This is a genomic window from Providencia sp. PROV261 (assembly GCF_028477945.1).
Taxonomy (GTDB): Bacteria; Pseudomonadota; Gammaproteobacteria; order Enterobacterales; family Enterobacteriaceae; genus Providencia; species Providencia stuartii.
Genome location: NZ_JAMPMC010000017.1, coordinates 153,217 through 175,354, shown reverse-complemented (window position 1 = coordinate 175,354; position 22,138 = coordinate 153,217). Strand labels below are relative to the sequence as shown.

The following is a 22,138-nucleotide window of genomic DNA, read 5'->3' as shown; positions in this document are numbered from 1 at the left end:
GTGGCAGATATTCAACCACTAAAGGGCTCAAAGCTGGTATGGGCAACGATTGCATTGTCACTTGCAACCTTTATGCAGGTGCTGGATTCGACAATCGCTAACGTTGCCATCCCAACCATTGCTGGTGATCTCGGTGTTTCAATGTCACAAGGAACATGGGTGATTACCTCATTTGGTGTTTCTAATGCCATTTCCATTGCGATCTCTGGGTTCCTTGCTAAACGGTTTGGTGAAGTCCGTGTTTTTATATGGGCAACCGCTTTATTTACCATCTTTTCATTACTTTGTGGCTTCTCTGATAGCCTTGGCATGTTAATTTTATTTCGTGTTTTACAAGGTGCTGTTGCGGGGCCGGTGATCCCCCTTTCACAAAGTCTGATCATGCGTTGCTACCCCCCTAAAATGCAAAATATGGCATTGGCATTTTGGTCAATGACGATCATTTTAGCCCCGGTGTTTGGCCCTATTTTTGGTGGCTATATTAGTGATAACTTCCATTGGGGGTGGATCTTCTTTATGAACGTTCCACTGGGTATTTTTGTGGTTATTGTGGGCTCTATTATCCTTAAAGGAATGGAATCGAAAGTAGTCAATGTCCCGTTTAATTTGATTGGCTTGGCATTATTGTCAGTGGGTGTTGGTTGCCTTCAGGTCCTGTTGGATAAGGGGAAAGAGTTAGGATGGTTAGCCTCTGATGAAATTGTCACATTAGCGGTAATTTCCGCGATAGCATTGGTTTTTTTGGTTATTTGGGAACTAACAGACAAAAATCCAGTTGTTGAGCTTGCACTATTTAAATCACGTAACTTCACGATAGGCACGATTTCCGTTAGCTTAGCCTATATGGCCTACTTTGGTGCTATCGTTCTCTTGCCCCAGTTATTGCAGGAGGTCTATGGGTATACGGCAACATGGGCGGGGTTGGCCCTTGCGCCGATAGGGTTATTGCCCGTCTTGTTCTCTGCCCCCGTCGCGAAATTGTCAGACTTCCTTGATATTCGCTGGATAGTGACATTTAGTTTTGTATTCTATGCGATTTGTTTCTTCTGGCGGGCATATACCTTTGAACCAAGTATGGGCTTTTCTGCCGTAGTTTGGCCTCAGTTAGTGCAAGGGATGGCTGTGGCTTGCTTCTTTATGCCACTGACGACGTTAACACTGTCAGGTTTACCCCCTGAAAAATTGGCGTCGGCGTCAAGTCTTGCAAACTTCTTCCGTACTCTTGCAGGCTCGATAGGAACATCAATCACAACCACGATGTGGAGTGATAGAGAGTCGCTCCATCATAGCCAGTTAACGGAATACATCACTGACTATAACCCTGAGTCGCTAGAGATGTATAAAGAGATGGCGGCACATGGCTTAAGTCATGAGCAGACATCGGGCTTTATTGCGCAGGAGATCACTAGCCAAGGATTAATCATTGCGGCCAATGAAATCTTTTGGTTATGTGGATGGGTGTTTATTGGACTGATTATCACCGTCTGGTTTGCAAAACCGCCTTTTGGTAGTAAAGCGTAAGTTAAATACAATAAGAGCGCTAACGATTAGCGCTCTTATCTTTTGAAGCCTACGGGTAGACAATATTGAGTGTCGCCGTGGTTTTGAGGGTGCCTTGGGTTGCTCGCTGAGGGTCCCATGCATAATAGTAAACAGCCATTGGAATACTAAAGTGCGGTTCCAGTTGGCCTCCTGCATTTACGTAAAACAGCGACGTTGCATTACCTCGGGAGTTTGGATTTTGTGAAATCACCACAGGGGTATTTGGCGCATTAGTTTTAACTAAGCGTAGCCCGATACCTTGTGCGGCATTGGCTGTTTTATCAATCAAGACCGTATTATCTGAGCTAAGCAGATTATTGCTAGATAAAAAGACATCGATCGCTCTTTCTGCCGTATTATTTGCGCCCCCAAGGTTCTCACAACGCATATTCAATGAAAACGGTGTATAGCCAGCTTGGTTTCCATTAATGACTTGATGGCGGCTTAATGTTGGTAATGTGACAACAAGCCCCGCATTTTGGAAAGCGCAAGTAGTTAATTTTGGTGCATATTTTAATATTAGTGGCTGACCGAACATATCACGATCATCATAGGGCCAGTTAAAACCGTTAAATAACCATTGTAGGATTTTCAGAAGTTGTTTAACGGGCCATAGCACAATATCAAAAATTGACATTCCGCTTAAATCTGTGACGAAGAGAATATCATGTAGATGGACGGTATCACCGGCAATGAGCGTGCCTTGTTTTGGTTCAAGCGTAAATTTAATCGTCACTGGCGTATTTAACTCAGAAGCAGAGTGACGACCTGATTTATTCAGTTTCTTATTCGGAATATCATTAATGATTTGTGCCCTGACATGATATTTCCCATTCATAAAACTCAAAATGGTTGCATATTGGTTGTCAGTATTCAGGATTTTGGTATAACCAAATTCGCTTTGGCGGGTGGAACAATTAAAGCTACCTGAGTACTGTGTCGATATGGTCGTTGTCCACTCGGGGGTGGCGGGGGTGAGTTTATCCGACAAATCAATGCTAATTGGCGAAGCATAGCTTATGCCACTTTCATGGCAAATTGCCTGACTATAGCCGCTAAAGAGAATTAGGATTAAAAAAAGATAGGATCGCATCATGACATTCATCTCGTTATTGGCAAACGCCAGTGGGGCCGTCAAGGTTGTCTGGTAAGTTATGAATGGTGCAGTGACCCTCATTTAACCGAATAATGACCGACTTAGGAAAAGCTTCTGCTTTTAAATACAGCACACTGGCTTGCCCTACATAGCCAATCGCTTCTCCTTGAAGGTCAGTTACTTCTGCGCCGAAAGGTAATGCACTGCCATCTTGTCGTAATGCACGACTGAGCCAAGAGGTGCGCGTATCGGTTTTGAATTTCACTAAATTCACTGAACCTTCGATTGGTGCGCTATTTGCCATATTGCCGATAACTTCAGCGCCTTGTGTATTTTCTGTATTTGAAAGCATAATCGTATTTTTACGATATGGCGTTGCATAAGGTACTAATGCCAGTCCTTCTTTATTGGTCACGATACTTTGGTCGCCATTCACCATTAAGCCTTGTGCATGGGGCGCTTTGACGATGGTCATTGTATTGCCGATTTCGTTAGATGCGAGTATATCCCAAGGTATAGCGACTAAGCTGCCGCGTGCACTCAGCCCAGTTTGATGGTAGTCATTAGATTCACTGAGTGAACTACCAATAGTGGAAACATTTGAGCGATAAGCCACATTGGCGCTTGCCATGTTTTGGCCACCTTGCTGATTACTGCCGGAAAGTGAATAACTCAATCGGTTTGCTTCCAGAGCCGTACCACTTAAAGAAACGGTACTTTGTTGATAGTGAGAATCGGTAGCAGTAAGGCCTGTGCTGACCCATATATCATTATCAAATACAGACAGAGGTAAACTGATTGAAATATAGTAGCGATTTTCTTCTTCGCCTTTACCATCTCGTACTCGGCTAGCGGACAGTGAATAGCTGATATCTGAATACGCATTCGAGTAGCCTAGTTGGTACTCGCGGGTTGTTGGGGTAGTCGACCAATAGTCACGTTGGGAGCCGGAAACGTAGAAGGTTCCCCAGTTTTCAGGTAAGCGCTGATTTAAATTGATCGTGAAGGTATTTTTTGGACGAACCCCACGCATAGAATCCCACGTATTTATATCGAAAGCAGGTAATTCACGATGAGGCAGTGTCTCTGTGGCCTGTTTTTCTAAAGTTTCCTGATATAAACGATAACCCTCATGGGCATGAATCGAATCACTGAAGCTATAATAGCCTTTGGTCGAATAGCGATAGGCGGCTAAGGTGAAGTTGGTAGCTGTCGTATTGAGAAACTTACTGTATGACACTCGCATACTTTGGCCTTTCTGCGTGTCATTAGGTAGTTGAGTATTGGCATGTGTGATATCGAGAGAAACAGCACCAATAGGTAAGTTCCAACCAGAGCCGACCAGATAAGCTTGATAATCTTCACTTGCAATCACCCCCGTGTAGCCAGTGATTAGGTTATTAAAACCATATTCGAAGGTGCCTTGGAGAAATTTGGGCTGATAGTGACCATTTTCTTGGTTCACCTTACCAGCGAGCAGGGCATAATTACTTACCCCCTCTTTTAACATCCCCGGTACGGCAGAAAATGGAACCGTAAAGGATTGTTCTTGCCCGTTGGCTTCTTTTACGATCACTAACAAATCGCCAGCCGACCCCGTTGGCTGAATATTATCGATGGTAAATTGCCCTGGTGACACGTTTTCTTGGTAAATAATACTGCCGTTTTGTATGACTTTGACAAGGGCGTTAGTTTGAGCGACACCTCTAACAATCGGGGCAAAGCCTTGTTGTGAAGTGGGGCGCATATTAATGTCTGAGGCGAGAGAAACGCCACGAACTCGCACTGAATCAAATAGTGTTCCCTGGGAGTAAAAATCACCTGCAATAAAATTGGATTGATATAATGGTAAAGCTTTGCGTAGATAGCGTGTATTATTTTCCCATTTTAAGCTATCACCTGAATGTTTTCGGAGTGAGCTGCTATCGCGAAATTGCCAAGAGCTAAAATTGAGCCCCGATTCAAAACCCGCGTAGAGATCATCACTCGATGATTTATCACCATTTTTATTCTTTGTTTTATAGTAAGTCGCGTTATATGAAAGCATGGCTGCGGGGATACCCTCTTCCCAAAATTCGGGAGGAACATAGCCCACTTCGTTGCGCAAAAGAAAGCTTTGTGGAATAGACATTTTGATGCTTAATGTACTGATATCGACATTAAAGCTACCACCTTGCACCAATTGTTCTAATGTATATTCCTGCTCTTCATCCGATGTTTCAGGTAATTTGATCCCTAAAAGTCCAGCTTCGCGTTTACTAAGAAAAATACGGTTGTGAGAGTCTGTAAATATAAAAGGATAACGGCCTTTCCAATCGCCATTAATAAAGACATCCATCTCTTGTGTACCCGCTGGCATGCTTTGCTCTTCATAAAAGCGAGACAGATCGGATTTCGCGGAATCACCAGCGAGTAAAGAGGTATCAAAACTCACCCCCCAGCTTTTTGATGTTCCAAGAATTAGGCAAACTGCTAATAGGCTCCTATGGCGGCCATGCAACTTCATTATTACAAGCTCTCTTATATTTTATTTTGCAATCACATCTTTATTTTTATAGGCGCCGAGATCATCGACATAGAGCAAACTGTATTTTTGACCTGCACTGACAGCGGTTTTAGTTGGTGCTAAAGCATGTGAAAACGGCGCTACCATGAGTGAATCGGTCAATATTTTTTTACCTTTTTTATCATCAACATTCGCAAGAGTGACGTAATAAGGACTATTGTTAGTGATACGGAATTGTTTGTTTTCCGCTTTCACTTCAATCTGTTCGAGTGCTTGTTCAACACCGGCTTGTAAGTGGTTCGGACGATAGAACAGTTTAATACGTGTTTTAATCGCCAACTGCATCGTGTTTTTCCCTTGCAGATGTTCTGGTGTTGGTGGGATATCTAATATATTTAAATAAAAAACAGATTCGCGATCGGTTGGCAGCGATGCGGGGAGTTTTTTAATGCGTAACTGTTGCCCATCATTCCCTGATACCTTAACAACAGGGGGAGAAAGCAAAAAAGGAACATTGGCTGTTTCTGGTGTTGAATTGATATCACCATCGTCAATCCATGATTGGACTAAGGCTGGATCATTTCCATTATTAATAAGTTGTACGATGGTTTCGTTATTTTTTTCTGGATAAATAACGCGTGTTCCATTAACAACAATATTAGCAAAGGCAGTATTAATACTAGCGAGTAAGGAAAATAAAATAAGTAGGCGCATAATAATAAACTCAGAAATAGCCAAGCTAATAAAATAGCCTGGCTATTTGGGTAAATAATTACAGATATGAAATGGTATAAGTGACGTTAGAGCTTAAGCTACCAACTCTTGCTGGCAGAGCATTCGTTTTATAGTAATAGATATCTAATGCTAAGGTTTCAGTGTTAGAGTCGTTGCCTTTGATATCAGTAACGAATGGTTGGTTTAATAACAGAGGAATTTGGTCTGTTGTTTTAGTAATGGCGAAACCAACGTTACGAGAAACGCTCGTGTCATTTTCATTAACTGTGGTATTTTGCAGATACTTACCATCAGTAGAAATATTATTTGCAGATGAGAAATAAATTTTCAGAGGGGTATCAGCAGCGCCGCTTGCAGAAGTACAGTTAGAGAAAGTGAGTGATACTGTTTTTTTATTTTTAGTAATAATGCCTTGAGTCGTGCCTGCATCTTCAACAGTGATTGGATTTAATGCAACAGTGAAATCTGCACTTTTACCGCCATTGATAGTACAAGTTGTATCAGTAATTGCGCCACTAAAGTTAATTACACCACCAGCTGCTTTTTCAGCAGCAAGTGCTGGTGTAGCAGAAAGAATTAATGCCGTTGCAACTGATAATGCAAATTTGTTATTCATTTTCTTCTCCGAGAAAAGCTGTATATATGTTAATAAAAGAGGAATGGCAAAGTTTGCGCCTTCTGTTATTTATAGAAATAGAAAGCCATCCTCAGCCAGTTTAAAAAAATTTATTAATTACGTTGAATTTAAAAAACAGAAATACGAAACGGCACTTTTTAACAAAGGCGCTTTATATTTCAGCCTCATTTAAATTTGAGGGTAATTTGATTTATATCAAATTTTATAGGGCGCTATTATACGTGTAATCATTTGTTTAAAAAGAGGGGGATTATTACTCATATTAGATTTAAAAATTAAATATCGAATTAGGCTCGGAAAAGATTGCTGATTACGTGTTAAAGGGCGTATTTTGAAAAGAGGATAGTGTTTTATTTTTTAATTTTAGTTAATTCAGAGCTATATGTATTTTTTGGCTGCAAAAGTAGAGTTAAAAACTTGTTACCAAACGTTTCATTTTGTGGATTTGTATTTCTTTATTGATTTTAAATCAATATGTTAAGTCAGGTACTCCTTTGGTAGTAGTTGATAAATAGTCAAAATACATAAATTTTTTTGATGAAAATCATTTTAATAATTTTATTTTATTCAAATTTTTAATCTGAATAAATAAGTTTAGTCAAAATAAATATTTATATAAAAATGAAACTATTCTTAATATGTATTATTGTTAATAAATATATTCACCATGTGAAATATTTTTTTGATATAAACAATGACGTATCGATGAGTAAATATTAATCAATTTTAGATTTTAACTATCATATTAATAGCCAATATCTATAAAATAACCATATTAATAATAAGGTTTATTTTATATTGGCTTACTTCGAAAAAGATCTGCCAGTTAAACTTAATTTATCGAAAAATGATTTATTCATTTCTACAGGTTTCATTATCGGCAAAAAACAAATTAACTTTATTATTAATTTACCTTTTCTTTTGCACATAGAAGAAAAGGCGGTGAATTTTTCAATATGGGTGGTATTTTGCACGATAAATACCCATAACGAATTGTTATTCTTTGTTATTGTGGGTTGAAAAACAGCCACTGCTTATTTTATTTCTAAGGGATTGTATTAAACACGGCGATATAAGCGAATCAGAATAGTATCAATTTAATGATGATTTATTGCCAATAATCAGTGACTTTACTTAATTATGGGTATAAAAGCACTCGAAGTGGAGTGCTTATTATTTTATTTGTGGGGTAACTATAGGGCTGATTTCGGAATGACACCTTCAAATGTCAGTTTCGGGCGATCTGGCTCTTCTTGTGTGAGTGGGGTAACTTCTTTGAAGCTTTGTTGGCAGCGGATAACAAGGTCTTGATAGTCAGCCGTACCTCGGCTTTTCCAAGCTATTTCTTTTTCAGACAGTGTTCTTTGTGCTTTAGCAGGCGTTCCTACGATCAACGTATTATCTGCAAATACCGCTTCTGCTTTCACAAAGGAGCAAGCGCCAACAATAGAATTCTCGCCAATCACGGCGCCATCCATAATGACACTGTTCATTCCAACCAAGGCATTACGCTTAATATGGCAGCCGTGCAAAATCGCACCGTGACCAATATGACCATTTTCTTCAATGATGGTATCGTATTGCGGGAAACCATGCATAACACAGTTATCCTGAACATTAGCCCCTTCTTTAATGATCAAGCGCCCGAAGTCTCCACGTAAGCTCGCATTAGGGCCAATATAAACATTTTTTCCGATAATCACGTCGCCAATGATCACAGCGGTTGGATGCACAAAACTTTCTGGACTAACAACTGGCGTGATGCCATCTATCTGATAAAAAGGCATATTGAGTTCCCCTTCTGTTTAAGTTACATCGGTATTTAAGAAGATTTATGCCGCGATCTCTTTTAATACACCGCCAAAACGTCGGAAATAGGTTGTAGTCGGTTGCGGCAGTTCCCCTACAGTTGTTTCGCATATTTCGCTGACGTAGCGTGTTGCTGCTACTTCAACACGCTGGTAAATATTGATACACAGATTCCTGGCTATTTGCCCCTCCCATTGTGCGGGAAGTAACTCATCGGGTAGCAGCGGATCTTTTAATACCACTCGGCGATAAAAGTGGATCAGTAATAAGCGTAGTTGAAAGCATTGCTCAGGTGTTATTTGCTCATCCGATAACTCTTTTAATAAGAGTGCGAGTGGGCGAAATAACACGATAAATTGGTGATAATGTTCAGCCACCTGTTGTAACGACCAACTGTCTGACACCAACTCTTTTAGGTGTTTTTCGGAGCGGTTATAGGGGTAATCTGCTCGAAAGTAGATCACCTCTTCACTTGCATTAAGTTCATTAAGTAATGACGGAATATCGCTTTGAGCGCTACTTGGTGCTGCCATCAGTGAGGTGCTAAATTGACCAAATCCTAACCAGCTTAACTCTTTTTTGAGCCTTGCTTTTTCATCTTTGTCAGCGGCTTCAAGTAACAATAAATCCCACTTGCCATCCCAATTGGGTTGCTCACTTTGATAGATTTTACTTTCAGCGTGACGAAATTGGTTTTGACCACGTTCAGATATTCGGTAATAGCTACGACGACCGATTTTTTCAGCATCTAGCCAGCCTTCTTTTTGTAAGCGAAATACGGAAGTACGGACAAAGCGGTCGGTAAAGCCCATTGGTTCAAGTAAATTGGTTAAGCTACCAAGCCATACTTCACCCCCGCGGTGGTGTAGCGCATCGCCATAAAGAGAGATAATGAGTGATGTTCCACTAATTGGCTGGCTGGTTAGCGCATGCTGTATAAATTGGTTAAGTTTAGTTTCCATTTTGTCATTATCCGATGAATATCTGTATCAAAAATATGAATGAATAGTAGACAAAAACATCTTGCTTGTCTTCTATTTGCTACACAGGGCATTGTTATATTAGGAAACTAAAATTAAAGGCACCCCGACATTTATCCATTGTGAGGTGCCTCGTAGAGAAGATTTATATGGCGATCCTTGTATCAATAACACGAGCCGCTTTGCCTTGTGAACGAGGGATATCACCGCAATTAACGATACTGATCTGTGTGCTTACGCCTACCATTGACTTAATTCGATGCTTAAGGTTATGGCAGATATTACAACGCTCATCATAGGTCAGAAGATCGGGTTTTTTCAGCTCGACGCGAATAGCTAAGCTATCCATATTCCCTTTACGGCTAATTTCTAGCTGGTAATGAGGGGAAAGCTCTTTGAACTGCATGATTTGCTCTTCTATCTGCGATGGGAAAACGTTGACTCCACGAATGATCATCATGTCATCAGAGCGGCCGGTAATTTTACCGATACGGCGCATATTACGATTAATCCCCGGCATTAAGTGGGTTAAATCGCGAGTGCGATAGCGGATAACAGGCATAGCCTCTTTTGTTAGGGTAGTGAATACTAACTCACCTTTATCACCGGGCGAGAGTGTTTTTAGGGTATCAGGTGAGATAATCTCCGGATAAAAATGATCTTCCCAGATTGTAGGCCCACTTTCTCCGGCATCGGCACACTCCATGGCCACACCTGGCCCCATGACTTCTGACAGGCCGTAGATATCAAGCGCTTTGATGCCTAAGCGAGTTTCAATTTCTGTTCTTAATGCCTCAGTCCATGGCTCTGCACCAAATACGCCTAGTCTTAGTGAGCACTTACTTGCGTCTCCGCCCATGATTTTCTCTAGCTCATCAATGATGCTTAGACAGTAAGAGGGGGTTACCATGATGACGTCAGGTTTGAAATCAGCAATTAATTGAGCCTGTTTTTCTGTCTGACCACCAGACATAGGAATAACGGCTGCACCAAGACGCTCAGCACCATAATGAGCGCCTAAGCCACCGGTAAATAGGCCGTAGCCGTAGGCAACGTGGATTTTATCTCCTTTCGTGGCTCCCGCAGAGCGTAGGCTACGAGCGATTAAATCAGCCCAATTATCAATATCTTGTTGGGTATAGCCGACAACAGTGGGGCGACCCGTCGTGCCCGAAGAGGCATGAATACGGATGATTTTATCCATGGGCACTGCAAAGGTATTAAATGGGTAATTCTCGCGTAGATCTTGCTTTGTGGTATACGGGAATTTTTCGATATCACTCAGTTGCTTGAAATCGTCAGGATGAACGCCGGCCGCATCGAATTTTTTGCGATACATCGGCACATTTTCATAAGCGTGAGTGAGTGTCCACTTCAGTCTTGAGAACTGCAATGCCTCGATTTCATCTCTCGATGCAAACTCAATTGGATCAATAGTGTGTTGTAGAGTGCTCATAATTGCTAGTCCTTATAATTATTGATATCCGCATGCTTTAAGCCTTTTTTGCGATATATTGCCGAGTCAGGGCGGGTATATATGCAATGGCGAAAAGCGAGTGCAGTATTGGCCTGAGCAGGTGTAGGGTTTCAGGCGTTTTTATTTTTTACCCATCATTCATCTCATTAGAACGGTGTGATTTTGGGTAGGTTAATCGGTCTAAACTCGTTCAATAATCATGGCTATGCCTTGGCCCACACCAATACACATGGTGCATAAGGCATAGCGCCCTTGGCGACGATGTAATTCGTTCACGGCGGTAATCGCCAACCTTGCCCCACTCATACCAAGAGGGTGGCCTAAGGAAATGGCACCACCATTTGGATTCACTTGTGGCGCGTCGTCAGGTAAACCTAATCCTCTTAGTACAGCGAGTGCTTGAGCAGCAAAAGCTTCGTTTAGCTCAATCACATCCATTTGTTCGATTGTTAGCCCCGTCATTTTGAGGACTTTTTGAGTCGCGGGTAATGGTCCTATCCCCATAAACCGTGGCTCAACACCACAGGTTGCTGTTGCGATAATTCGTGCTTTAGGGGTTAACCCCTGAGCTTTAGCCGTTTCTTGCGAAGCGATAATCAAGGCGGCTGCACCATCATTCACCCCAGAAGCATTACCTGCTGTCACTGAGCCATTTTCACGAAACGGTGTTTTTAACTTTTGTAATTGTTCCAAGGTTGTTTCAGGTCTTGGGTGTTCGTCTTCTGTAACAATCGTCTCCCCTTTGCGATGTTTAATGGTGACGGGGATGATCTCTTGTGCGAAAACGCCTTGTTGACGAGCCTGTTCGGTGCGTTGTTGGCTACGTAGAGCAAAGGCATCTTGGTCAGCTCGATGAATGCGATACTCTTCTGCAACGTTCTCCGCCGTTTCTGGCATCGAATGTGTTGAGAACTGCTTTTCCATCAGTGGATTGACAAATCGCCAACCAATTGTGGTATCAAATATTTGTGCTTGCCTTGAAAAGGCCGATTCTGATTTACCCATAACAAAGGGCGCGCGGCTCATTGATTCGACACCGCCTGCAATCATAAAATTCGCTTCCCCCGCTTTGATACTTCTAGCCGCAAGTGCAATTGCATCAAGGCCTGAACCACAAAGACGATTCACGGTAGTGCCCGATACGGATAATGGAAGACCCGCTAATAAACTCGCCATTCGTGCGACATTACGGTTATCTTCACCAGCCTGATTTGCGCAACCTAAGATAATGTCATCAGTTATTGACCAATCTAATTGAGGATGCCTTTCCATTAGAGCCTTTAAAGGTAAAACGGCGAGGTCATCAGGGCGTACAGAGGACAGTGCGCCTCCGTAGCGGCCAATTGGGGTTCTGATACCATCACAGATAAAGGCATCTCTCATCACTCTTCTCCTGTTAAACGGTGACCTAGGCGATGTGCTCGCCCGTAGAACCAAGCTAAGGTTTTGCCTTGTTGGTTGACAATTTCTACTTCATATAAGCCAGTACGTTTGCCCTGATGCTTAACGTTTGCGACTGCGGTCAATGTATCCCCTTCATATGCAGGGCGGATAAAATCAATGGAGCAGCTTGAGGCAACAGCGGCGAGTCCATGGCTATTGCAAGCGTAAGCAAACGCGGTGTCAGCTAGGCTGAATAGTTGACCGCCATGGCAGGTTTTATGGCCATTAAGCATGTGCGAAGTGACGGTCATGGAGAGTTGAGCGCCTCCCTCAGAAACTTGCTCTATCACCATCCCCATCGCTTTTGCGCAAGCATCGTCACGGTACATGATGTCTGCGGATTGTTGAGCCAATGTTATTGTGGTTTGTGAACTCATTGCAGCTCCTTAGCAGGTAATGACCGCACCCCAGCAACCAATTGGCGCAACAGGGGATTCGCCCGGTAGCGCCCGTCGGCATAAAACTGCGATAACTGATCGAGTGTATTAAGGATATGTTGCCAGCCAATTTCGGCGCCCCAAGCGAGCGGCCCTTTAGGGTAGTTCACGCCATAACGCATTGCGTTATCAGTATCTTTTGGGCTAGCGACGCCTTTATTGACAACATCTAAAGCTTCATTGCATAGCATGGCAACCGTCCGCATCGTCAATAGGCCGGGATAATCAGGTAATACAATCACGTCCTTGTTGAGCGATTGAAAAAAGGCAATGACACTCTGGTTTTCTTGGTGGCTGTTTTGGACTGCACAACTGATTGCAATTGCGTTTGCTTTGGCATAATCAGCGGATAAATCAAATTGCACCATGCTCTGATTGGCTTTTTGCGCTCGTACAGAAGTTAATTCACCATTCGTTAACATAACAATAACATTGTTAACTCGGAGTGTAGGCAATTCGTGGCTATCTATTTTAGATTCTTCGAGAGGGATCCCGTTTTGCCTTAATAATTGTGCAAACTCAGGTAAACTTTGCCAATCGCCTCGAGCCGTAACGGAGGGGGGATTGTTTAATATCACTTTTTCTGCCATTGTGGCTTTAGGCAGTGGTTTGTTGTCATCGTAATGATAAAAGCCGCGGCCAGTTTTTCGACCGAGATGTCCCGCTTGGACCAGCTCTAATTGTTCAAAGGAGGTTTGGAACCGAGGGTCGTAGCCAAATGCTTGAAAAACCGAATCCGTCACCGCGTAATTCACATCATGACCAATAAGGTCGGTCAGTTGTAAAGGGCCCATGGAAAACCCACCGGCATCACGTAGAACACTATCTAATGTTGCAGGGTTTGCGATTTGCTCTTCAAGTGCGCGTAATGTTTCAGCATAAAAAGGGCGAGCAACTCGATTAACGATAAAGCCAGGTGTTGAGCGGCAGATAACGGGAATTTTGCCCCATGCGACCGCCAAGTTTTTTAGCTGTTCAATAACAGCGCTTGCGGTTTCGCGCCCACGAATAACTTCAACCAACTTCATAATGGGAGCTGGGTTGAAAAAATGGAGGCCAGCAAAGCGCTCTGGGTGTTTAAGTTGGCTGGCGATGGCGGTAATCGATAACGAAGAGGTGTTACTTGCAAAGAGGGTGTTTTCTTTGCAAATGCCTTCAAGTTCGCTAAATATCGCTTGTTTTATAGTCAGTTTCTCAGCGACAGCCTCAATGACTAATTGAGCCGGTGCTAAGTCAGCCATCGTATGTACAAGTGTAATACGCGCAAGCAGTGCCTCTGTTGTTTGCGCATCCGCTTTGCCCTGCTGAACGCGCTTATTTAACCGTTCAGTTAAAGACTGTTTTGCTTTATTCAGTGCTTGTGTGTTGATGTCAAATAGCAGTACCGTATGTCCAGCGCTTGCTGCCACCTGTGCAATGCCGATACCCATTGTGCCAGCACCAATGACAGCGACGGTATTAAGAGTTAAAGTCATATTAGCGTCCTTTAAACTTAGGTTCGCGCTTATTCAAAAAGGCATCGACTCCTTCGCGATAGTCTTCGCTGCGTCCACCTAAGCGCTGTAAATCACGTTCTAGGTCTAGCTGCTCATCTAATGTGTTAGTTGCGGCACGATAGATAGCTTTTTTGATTAGTCCTAAGCCATAAGTTGGCTGTGTGGCGAGGTGCTGGGCTAATTGATTAACGGTGGTTGTCAGCTCATCATTTTCAGTGACTTGCCAAATCATGCCCCACTGTAGTGCTTGCTCAGCGCTAATTTTATCGCCAAGTAATGCCATCCCCATGGCTCTTGCATGGCCTGCTAATTGAGGTAAGAACCAGCTACCACCGGAGTCCGGTACTAAACCTAAGCGGCAAAAAGATTGAATAAAACTGGCGCTTTTAGCCGCAATAACGATATCACCCGCTAAGGCGATTGCCGCGCCTGCACCTGCGGCTACGCCATTAACGGCACAGATGATAGGCTTCGGTAGTGAAGTGAGTCGGCGGATCAGGGGGTTATAGAAAGTTTCGACGGAATAACCTAAATCCGGTGCCTGTTCGCTAACCGAAACATTGCGATCATTCAAATCTTGACCTGCACAAAAACCACGACCGGCTCCTGTAATCACTAAACAACGCACGGTATCATCACGTTCAGCAATTTTTAGTGCATCACTTAGTTGACGATGCATTTCATCGTTAAAGCTGTTTAACCGGTCAGGGCGGTTTAATGTAATGGTGAGTACGCCATTTTCCAGTGTTGTCAGTATCATTGCGCTGTTTGGCATCTTATTGTCCTGTAAATTTTGGCTGTCGCTTTTCAAAGAAAGCATTGATCCCTTCGCGGCGGTCATCAGTACCTGCCAAGGTGACAAAATATTGGCGCTCAAGCTGTAATCCCTCTGAAAGTGAGATTTCTTGAGCTGCATTAATGGATGCTTTAGCCGCTCTCACGGCAAGTGGGGCGTGATCCGCCATGCGTTGGGCAAGTTTCTGTGCGTATTCAACAACTAACCCATCCACACAAATTTGACTCACTAATCCTGCTTGTAAGGCACGTTGTGCAGGAATCGCCTCGCCCGTGAGTACCATTTGCATCGCAAGGGATTTGCCAACCACGCGAACCAGACGTTGAGTTCCTCCCGCGCCAGGTATTAGCCCTAGGGTGATTTCAGGTAAGCCAAAACGCGCCGTTTCACCGGCAATGACCACATCACTTGCAAGTACTAATTCAAAGCCAGCACCCAATGCATAACCATTGACTGCGGTGATAATGGGTTTGGAAATTTGCGAAAAACGGCGCCAAACTTGAGGGCGCCTATCCGTGATCGCCGCCGCAACGGTTTGTTGCTGGAGCTCTTTAAGGTCAGCACCAGCCGCAAAAAAACGTGGGTTGCCGGCAATAACGATGGCGCCGATTTGTGGGTCTTTATCGGCTTGTTCAAGGTGATCGACAAGTAATTCGAGGCAATCAGTACTTAAGGCGTTACGCACATCAGGGCGATTCAACGTCAATGTTAGGACGCGATGTTCAATATGAGCTAGGATCCAATCAGTTTGCATATGAGCCTCCTACACATCGAAATCGAGTTCTACGCCATCGCCTTTCGGCCATGCTTGGCAGCTTAAAATATAACCATCCGCAATTTGGTCCGGCTCAAGGCTGTAGTTGACGCCCATTTCAACTTCGCCCGCTTTAAGCTTACATTTACATGTTGCGCAAACACCGCCTTTACAGGCATAGGGAAGGTCTGCGCCTTGGCGTAAGGCCGCATCCAGAATACTGTCGTCTTGGCTATCCATATTGATGGTCATTGTACGTCCATCAAGGTGAATGCTGACTTGGCGGTTATCCGTTGCTAATGTTGCAGATGGGCGGAATTTCATGCCGGAAGTGTTAAAACGCTCACTATGAATACGCTCTGGCGCCATGCCACATTCAGCTAATGCAGATTGCACATCGTCCATCATCTCTTCAGGGCCGCACACAAAAGCATGGTCAAATTGCTTAAAATTGAGCAAGGTTTTACCCAATGCCATTAATTGTGGCTTATTCACGCGACCGCTAAGCAGTGCACTGTCTTGCTGCTCTTGGCTAAATAGATAGAGCACCTGAAAACGTTCTGCATACTGGTTTTTAAGGTCGGCAATGCTCTCTTTAAACATCACCGAACGGCTATTTTTGTTGCCATAAATTAAAGTGAAGCGGCTGTGTGGCTCAGTTTGTAGGGTGGCTTTAATAATGGAAAGTAAAGGTGTGATACCGGAGCCTGCCGCAACCGCAAGGTAACGACCTTCTGTTGTGACTTGAGGTTGATAACCAAATTTCCCTTGGGGGATCATCACATCAAGGCTATCGCCAACATGAAGTTGTTGGTTAATAAAATTTGAAAAACGTCCTTCGTGGATGGCTTTAACACCAATTTTTAAAACCCCGTCGTCAGGTGAACTGCAAATGGAATAACAGCGGCGTAAGTCTTCGCCATTGACTAAGGCTTTTAGGGTTAAATGTTGCCCAGGGCGGTAGCGATAGTGCTCGCGCAAATTATCAGGAACGCAGAAGGTCACAGCAACCGCATCAGGCGTGTCACGTTCAATTGCAGCAATACTTAAACGATGAAATACAGTCATGAGTGTGCCCTTAAATACATTTAAAATAATCAAATGGCTCAAAGCATTCGAGACAGCGATATAGTGCTTTGCAGGCGGTCGAGCCGAATTCGCTGATTTTCTCTGTGTGTTGACTGTCGCAACGTGGGCAACAGATTGGCCCCGATTTTTCGGGGTGTTCACAGGCTTTTCCTGCTGGCGGCGCAATACCAAATTCACGCAAGCGTTGTTTGGCGTCTTGGTTCATCCAATCTGTTGTCCATGCCGGCGTGAGAACGACCTCGATTTCCACATTGGGAAACCCGGCATGCTCTAAAACATTTTTGATTTCGTTAATTAAAAATTCAGTTGCTGGGCAACCGGAATAAGTGGGTGTAAACATCACTTTCCAGCCACGAGATGTGGCAAAAACATTGCGGATCATGCCAAGATCAGTAATGGAGAGTGCAGGTAACTCAGGATCGGGGATTTGATGTAGTTGCTGCCAGATCTGATGAATTTGAGGGGGTTGTAACCCGCTGTTTTGCAATCTCTGTTCCATAGCATCACCATTCACAATTTGGATAAGCGCGTTGGACAAACTGTAGCTCGGTTAAAATGAGGCCTAAGTGTTCAGTGTGGTTACCCTGTTTGCCACCTAAACGGTATGCATTTTGTTCAGGCATCGTCAGCGTGGCTTGCGCGAAAGTCTCTGTGATCGTTTCTAACCACTGTTCACGTAATGTTCGAGGGTCAACAGCGATACCTACCTCCGCGAGCGTAATCTCGACTTCATCGGCGTGGAATAATTCGCCTGTAAAGCGCCACAGTTGATCGACCGACTGCTGAATTCGCCGATGGCTTTCTTCGCTACCATCACCTAAGCGGATCATCCAGTTACGGCTAAAGCGTAAGTGGTAGAGCACCTCTTTGAGCGATTTTTCCGCGATGGCTGCCAATTGTTCATCTGCGCTGTGAATTAAGGCTTGATAAAGCGGAACATGGTAGGCATCCATAAAAAATTGGCGTACTAGCGTGTCGTTGAAGCCGCCGTTTGGTTGCTCTACCAGCAGTAAGTTGCAAAACTCACGTTCATCTCGGAGGAAGGCAATTTTATCTTCATCAAACTCTGTTCCTGATAGGGTTGCGGCATACGCTAAAAAGTTTCTTGCCTGACCGAGTAAGTCCAAACCGATGTTGGAGAGAGCAAGGTCGATTTCCAATTCTGGTGCATGACCACACCATTCACATAGCCGTTGAGCCAGGATCAATGCGCTATCGCCTTGCCTTAAAACATATTGTTTGAGTGCTTCATGCTGATTCATATCGTTGCCTCACATGTTTTTGATGCCATCGGGGATGGTATAAAAAGTTGGGTGGCGATAGACTTTGGTGTCAGCAGGGTCAAAGAAAGCGCTCTTATCTTCTGGTTGAGAGGCAATAATATGCGTCGCTTTGACCACCCAAACGGAGCATCCTTCACTACGACGAGTGTAAGCATCGCGTGCATTTTCTAGTGCCATCTGATCGTCAGCGGCATGCAGGCTACCGACATGACGATGCGCAAGCCCTTGTTTGCTCCGAACAAAAACTTCATATAATGGCCAATCTTGATTGCTCATGGTCTTTTCCTTTTATTCTGTGCTAGGCGGCGGATTTAACGGCTTTCTGTTTTCGGCTATGTGCCATGGCACCTTCGCGTACCCATGCTCCATCTTCCCAAGCTTTGCGTTTGGCATGCACGCGTTCGTAATTACAGATGCCTTCGCCTTTAATGACTTGATAAAACTCTTCCCAGTCGATTTCACCAAAGCGGTAGTGCCCTAGCTCCTCATCCCATTTCAGTTCTGGATCTGGAATAGTCATACCGAGGGCTTCCACTTGCGGTACTGTGTTATCAACAAATTTTTGGCGTAGCTCATCGTTGCTAAATCTTTTAATTTTCCATGCCATACTTTGTGCACTGTGTGGGGAGTCACTGTCGTTCGGGCCGAACATCATCAGAACAGGCCACCAGAAACGGTTAATGGCATCTTGTAACATGGCTTTTTGTTCATCAGAGCCGTTCGCCAGTACAGTGACAGCTTCGTAACCTTGACGTTGATGAAAACTCTCTTCTTTACAGATTTTCACCATCGCTCGTGCATAGGGGCCATATGAGGCTCGGCAGAGGGCAACTTGGTTAACAATGGCGGCACCATCAACCAACCAGCCAATCACACCTACATCGGCCCAAGTTAGGGTGGGGTAGTTAAAAATAGACGAATATTTCATTTTGCCATCAAGCATCTTTTGATAGATGTCTTGGCGAGTGCATCCTAATGTTTCGGCTGCGCTATAAAGGTAGAGGCCATGACCTGCTTCATCTTGGATTTTTGCTAACAAGATAGCTTTACGTCTCAATGTGGGTGCGCGAGTTAACCAGTTTGCTTCTGGCAGCATGCCGATAACTTCCGAGTGTGCATGTTGTCCAACTTGGCGGATCAGGTTTTGCCTATAGGCATCGGGCATCCAATCTTTTGGCTCAATATTAATGTCGGCTTCGATTTTGGCCTCGAAGTTTGCCTGATTTTGCTCATTCATTGTTTTCTTCCAAATGATTCGTATTAAATTAAATAAAAATAAAAAATGAATCACAATATTTAACATTAATGCTAGGAATCGTTAACAATAAAATCAATCTCATTTATTCTTCTTTTGCGATTGGCTTCACAATCAATTTAAGTTTATTGATTTAAATCATAGAGTTAATTTTGTGTAAATTAGTGTGGTTTTTATTTGTTAGTAGCTAATGGATAAGTTTTGTTCTTAATTTGTTAAATTGAGGTTGGCATTCGCTGCCCATATTGTGATACATATTTATTTAATATTTGTGTTTGTTGTTTTTTATTTTGGAGAGATGCCATGCAGCAATTAACAAGTTATATAACGGGGAAGTGGTTATATGGTGAAGGTGAAGGCCGCAAAATTTATCATGCATTGACTGGGCAGGCGTTATATGAGGTTACCACTGCGGGTTTACCTCTGGTTGATTGTCTTGATTACGGTCGGAAAAAAGGCGGGGATGCTTTATCCGCCATGACTTTCCAGCAGCGCGGCCAAATGTTAAAAGCCGTCGCTAAATATTTGCTAGAGCATAAAGCGTCTCTTTATGAAATATCAGCACAAACAGGGGCGACTAAAGCAGATAGTTGGGTTGATATTGAAGGTGGGATCGCAACACTCTTCTCTTTTGCAGGGCTTGCAAATCGCGAGTTGCCAGATGATACGATTTGGCCCGAAGATGAGATGATCCCGCTATCGAAACAAGGCCAATTTATTGCTCGCCATATTTTAACTTCCCGCCATGGTGTGGCATTACATATCAACGCATTTAACTTCCCTTGTTGGGGAATGCTAGAAAAATTGGCACCAACGTGGCTAGCGGGGATGCCTGCGATTATTAAACCTGCGACGGCTTCCGCTCAAGTTACTCAAGCAATGGTGCGCCTGATCGTTGAAAGTGGGTTAGTGCCTGAAGGTGCTATTCAGCTAATCTGCGGGGGGATCGGTGATATGTTTGAATATCTCGATTTTGAGGATGTGGTGACCTTTACTGGCTCGGCAGCAACAGGGCAAAAATTAAAATCTCACCCTCGATTACGTGAAAAGTCGATCCCATTCACCATGGAAGCAGACTCCCTTAACTGCGCAATACTTGGGGTTGATGTTACTCCAGAACAACCTGAATTTTCTTTATTTATTAAAGAAGTGACCCGTGAAATGACGGTGAAAGCAGGGCAAAAATGTACAGCAATCCGTCGTATCATTGTGCCGAAGCCCCAGTTAGAAACAGTTAAACAGGCATTATTAAAACGCTTATCGGGTATCACTGTCGGTGACCCTGCCGTTGAAGGCGTGCGCATGGGGGCTTTAATCAATCAAGAGCAGCGTGATGATGTTCATGAAAAGGTTATGTATTTACAGCAAAACGGTTGTGAAATCCTGTGTGGAGGGGATCTTCAAGAGCTGAATGTGATGGGGGCCGATAGCCAAAAAGGGGCATTCTATCCGCCTACCTTGCTCTATTGCGCCGATCCTTATACTAATCAGGCCGTCCATGAAACGGAGGCATTTGGGCCGGTTGCAACATTGATTGGCTATGAGACGAGTGACCAAGCGGTTGAGTTGGCCATTATGGGAGGAGGGAGCCTTGCGGGTACATTAGTAACGGCAGACACCTCAGTAGCGCAAGATGTTATCCGTAGAAGTGCACGGGCACATGGTCGAATGTTGATTCTGAATGAAGCCTCAGCGGCAGAATCAACGGGGCATGGCTCACCATTACCACTATTAGTGCATGGTGGCCCGGGTCGCGCGGGTGGTGGCGAGGAGCTAGGCGGATTGAGAGCAGTTAAACACTATATGCAGCGAACGGCTATTCAAGGTAGCCCTTCTATGCTGACTGCCGTCACCAAGCAGTGGATCCGTGGTGCAGATGTAGTGACGGATCAAGTGCATCCGTTTAGGAAGTATTTTGAGGATTTAGTCATTGGCGATACCTTATTGACGGCAAGACGCACGGTGTCGGAAGCAGACTTAGTCAACTTCGCTTGTTTAAGTGGTGACCATTTCTATGCACATATGGATAAAATTGGCGCTGCGCAATCATTATTTGGTGAGCGAGTGGCTCATGGCTACTTTGTTGTATCAGCAGCGGCTGGTTTATTTGTTGATGCGGCAGTCGGTCCTGTGATCGCCAACTATGGTATGGAAAACTTACGTTTTATTGAGCCTGTAAAAATTGGTGATACCATCCAAGTGCGTTTAACTTGCAAGAAAAAGATTAAAAAAGCACAAAAAACGGCAGAAGATAAGCCAAATGGCGTGGTTGAATGGGATGTTCAAGTCTTCAATCAAAATAATGTTGCCGTTGCCTTATACAGTATTCTGACGCTTGTTGAGCGCCGTGAAGGGGATTTTTAGCGGCTGAACGGATACGGGGATGATTCGCCCGTATCCAATAGCAGGTTGCGGTGAGGCTAGCCGCTGTCCAGCCTCTTATCAGCAGTCAGAAATTAATTGTTAATAAAGTGCGCTTGGTTCAGTTGGCTAAGCGCATGATTGACGGCAAAGATCTCCCCTCGGACTTCAGGAACACCAAAGGATTTTAGCCGCGCACTGTGCTTTTGTAAGTAAGCTTGAGCTTGCCCTTCTGACGCAAACAGGTAAATACCTCCAGCCTTTTGTGTCGATGGGTTCTCCGTCCAAATTTTCCAGATAAAGCCAGGTTCATCATTGATAGACTCGGCTAATGTTTTCATTGCATCAGCCATCTGCTCTCCCCAAGGGCCTTGATAAGGGAAATCGACCTGTAAAATCACCTGCATAACGACTCCGATTTTTGCTTGTTCTATGGATGAGT

The 22,138-nt window shown here is 43.9% G+C and carries 20 protein-coding genes; 2 read left to right on the top strand and 18 right to left on the bottom strand.

The annotated features are described in order from the left end of the window. Entirely contained in the window at positions 1-1,521 is a 1,521-nt protein-coding gene (locus tag PR675_RS12460) for a DHA2 family efflux MFS transporter permease subunit (RefSeq protein ID WP_014657040.1), read from the top strand. A gap of 49 nt (positions 1,522-1,570) precedes the next feature. On the opposite strand, the gene PR675_RS12455 is transcribed toward PR675_RS12460, so the two are convergent. From PR675_RS12455 to paaA, 17 genes are all read right to left on the bottom strand, one after another. Next, complete coding sequence (locus PR675_RS12455) at positions 1,571-2,638, bottom strand: fimbrial protein (protein WP_040132675.1); 1,068 nt, start codon at positions 2,636-2,638, stop codon at positions 1,571-1,573. 13 nt (positions 2,639-2,651) lie between these two features. Further along, entirely contained in the window at positions 2,652-5,144 is a 2,493-nt protein-coding gene (locus PR675_RS12450) for a fimbria/pilus outer membrane usher protein (RefSeq protein WP_272582751.1), read from the bottom strand. 21 nt (positions 5,145-5,165) lie between these two features. Next, entirely contained in the window at positions 5,166-5,861 is a 696-nt protein-coding gene (locus PR675_RS12445; RefSeq protein ID WP_072503009.1) for a fimbrial biogenesis chaperone, read from the bottom strand. Positions 5,862-5,916: 55 nt separating this feature from the next. Continuing rightward, the gene (locus tag PR675_RS12440; protein WP_004923436.1) at positions 5,917-6,495 is read right to left on the bottom strand and encodes a fimbrial protein; all 579 of its coding nucleotides are present in this window, start codon (positions 6,493-6,495) and stop codon (positions 5,917-5,919) included. A 1,214-nt stretch (positions 6,496-7,709) separates the two neighbouring features. After that, positions 7,710-8,303 carry a phenylacetic acid degradation protein PaaY gene (paaY, locus tag PR675_RS12435; RefSeq protein ID WP_004923444.1) on the bottom strand — a complete coding sequence of 198 codons (594 nt, stop codon included), beginning with the start codon at positions 8,301-8,303 and terminating at the stop codon, positions 7,710-7,712. Between the two features lie 45 nt (positions 8,304-8,348). Further along, entirely contained in the window at positions 8,349-9,287 is a 939-nt protein-coding gene (gene paaX / locus PR675_RS12430) for a phenylacetic acid degradation operon negative regulatory protein PaaX (protein ID WP_004923446.1), read from the bottom strand. A gap of 163 nt (positions 9,288-9,450) precedes the next feature. Continuing rightward, positions 9,451-10,761: a phenylacetate--CoA ligase PaaK gene (gene paaK, locus PR675_RS12425; RefSeq protein WP_014657036.1), complete on the bottom strand. Its 1,311-nt coding sequence runs from the start codon at positions 10,759-10,761 to the stop codon at positions 9,451-9,453. Positions 10,762-10,962: 201 nt separating this feature from the next. After that, a complete protein-coding gene (gene pcaF, locus PR675_RS12420) occupies positions 10,963-12,165 on the bottom strand; it encodes a 3-oxoadipyl-CoA thiolase (protein WP_014657035.1) in 1,203 nt (400 codons plus the stop codon). Continuing rightward, the gene (gene paaI, locus PR675_RS12415) at positions 12,165-12,602 is read right to left on the bottom strand and encodes a hydroxyphenylacetyl-CoA thioesterase PaaI (protein ID WP_060561287.1); all 438 of its coding nucleotides are present in this window, start codon (positions 12,600-12,602) and stop codon (positions 12,165-12,167) included. The genes pcaF and paaI overlap by 1 nt, the downstream gene beginning before the upstream one ends. Then, on the bottom strand, positions 12,599-14,137 hold the full coding sequence (locus PR675_RS12410) for a 3-hydroxyacyl-CoA dehydrogenase (protein ID WP_036942264.1): 1,539 nt from the start codon (positions 14,135-14,137) through the stop codon (positions 12,599-12,601). Before PR675_RS12410 ends, paaI begins: the two co-directional genes overlap by 4 nt. A 1-nt stretch (position 14,138) precedes the next feature. Further along, entirely contained in the window at positions 14,139-14,933 is a 795-nt protein-coding gene (paaG, locus tag PR675_RS12405; protein ID WP_014657034.1) for a 2-(1,2-epoxy-1,2-dihydrophenyl)acetyl-CoA isomerase PaaG, read from the bottom strand. Position 14,934: 1 nt separating this feature from the next. Then, positions 14,935-15,708 carry a 2,3-dehydroadipyl-CoA hydratase PaaF gene (gene paaF, locus PR675_RS12400; protein WP_004923466.1) on the bottom strand — a complete coding sequence of 258 codons (774 nt, stop codon included), beginning with the start codon at positions 15,706-15,708 and terminating at the stop codon, positions 14,935-14,937. Positions 15,709-15,717: 9 nt separating this feature from the next. Beyond that, entirely contained in the window at positions 15,718-16,776 is a 1,059-nt protein-coding gene (gene paaE / locus PR675_RS12395) for a 1,2-phenylacetyl-CoA epoxidase subunit PaaE (protein WP_060561286.1), read from the bottom strand. Positions 16,777-16,786: 10 nt separating this feature from the next. Beyond that, a complete protein-coding gene (paaD, locus tag PR675_RS12390) occupies positions 16,787-17,296 on the bottom strand; it encodes a 1,2-phenylacetyl-CoA epoxidase subunit PaaD (protein ID WP_014657032.1) in 510 nt (169 codons plus the stop codon). 4 nt (positions 17,297-17,300) lie between these two features. After that, positions 17,301-18,059 carry a 1,2-phenylacetyl-CoA epoxidase subunit PaaC gene (gene paaC / locus PR675_RS12385; RefSeq protein ID WP_004923476.1) on the bottom strand — a complete coding sequence of 253 codons (759 nt, stop codon included), beginning with the start codon at positions 18,057-18,059 and terminating at the stop codon, positions 17,301-17,303. Between the two features lie 9 nt (positions 18,060-18,068). Then, entirely contained in the window at positions 18,069-18,356 is a 288-nt protein-coding gene (paaB, locus tag PR675_RS12380) for a 1,2-phenylacetyl-CoA epoxidase subunit PaaB (protein WP_004923482.1), read from the bottom strand. 22 nt (positions 18,357-18,378) lie between these two features. Then, positions 18,379-19,317: a 1,2-phenylacetyl-CoA epoxidase subunit PaaA gene (gene paaA / locus PR675_RS12375; RefSeq protein WP_036944051.1), complete on the bottom strand. Its 939-nt coding sequence runs from the start codon at positions 19,315-19,317 to the stop codon at positions 18,379-18,381. 321 nt (positions 19,318-19,638) lie between these two features. Here paaA and paaZ point away from each other — a divergent pair, with 321 nt between their 5' ends. Then, complete coding sequence (gene paaZ, locus PR675_RS12370) at positions 19,639-21,699, top strand: phenylacetic acid degradation bifunctional protein PaaZ (protein ID WP_004923491.1); 2,061 nt, start codon at positions 19,639-19,641, stop codon at positions 21,697-21,699. 92 nt (positions 21,700-21,791) lie between these two features. Here the strand turns inward: paaZ and PR675_RS12365 are convergent, their stop codons facing one another. Next, positions 21,792-22,103: a monooxygenase gene (locus tag PR675_RS12365; RefSeq protein WP_060561284.1), complete on the bottom strand. Its 312-nt coding sequence runs from the start codon at positions 22,101-22,103 to the stop codon at positions 21,792-21,794. Positions 22,104-22,138: the final 35 nt, after the last annotated feature.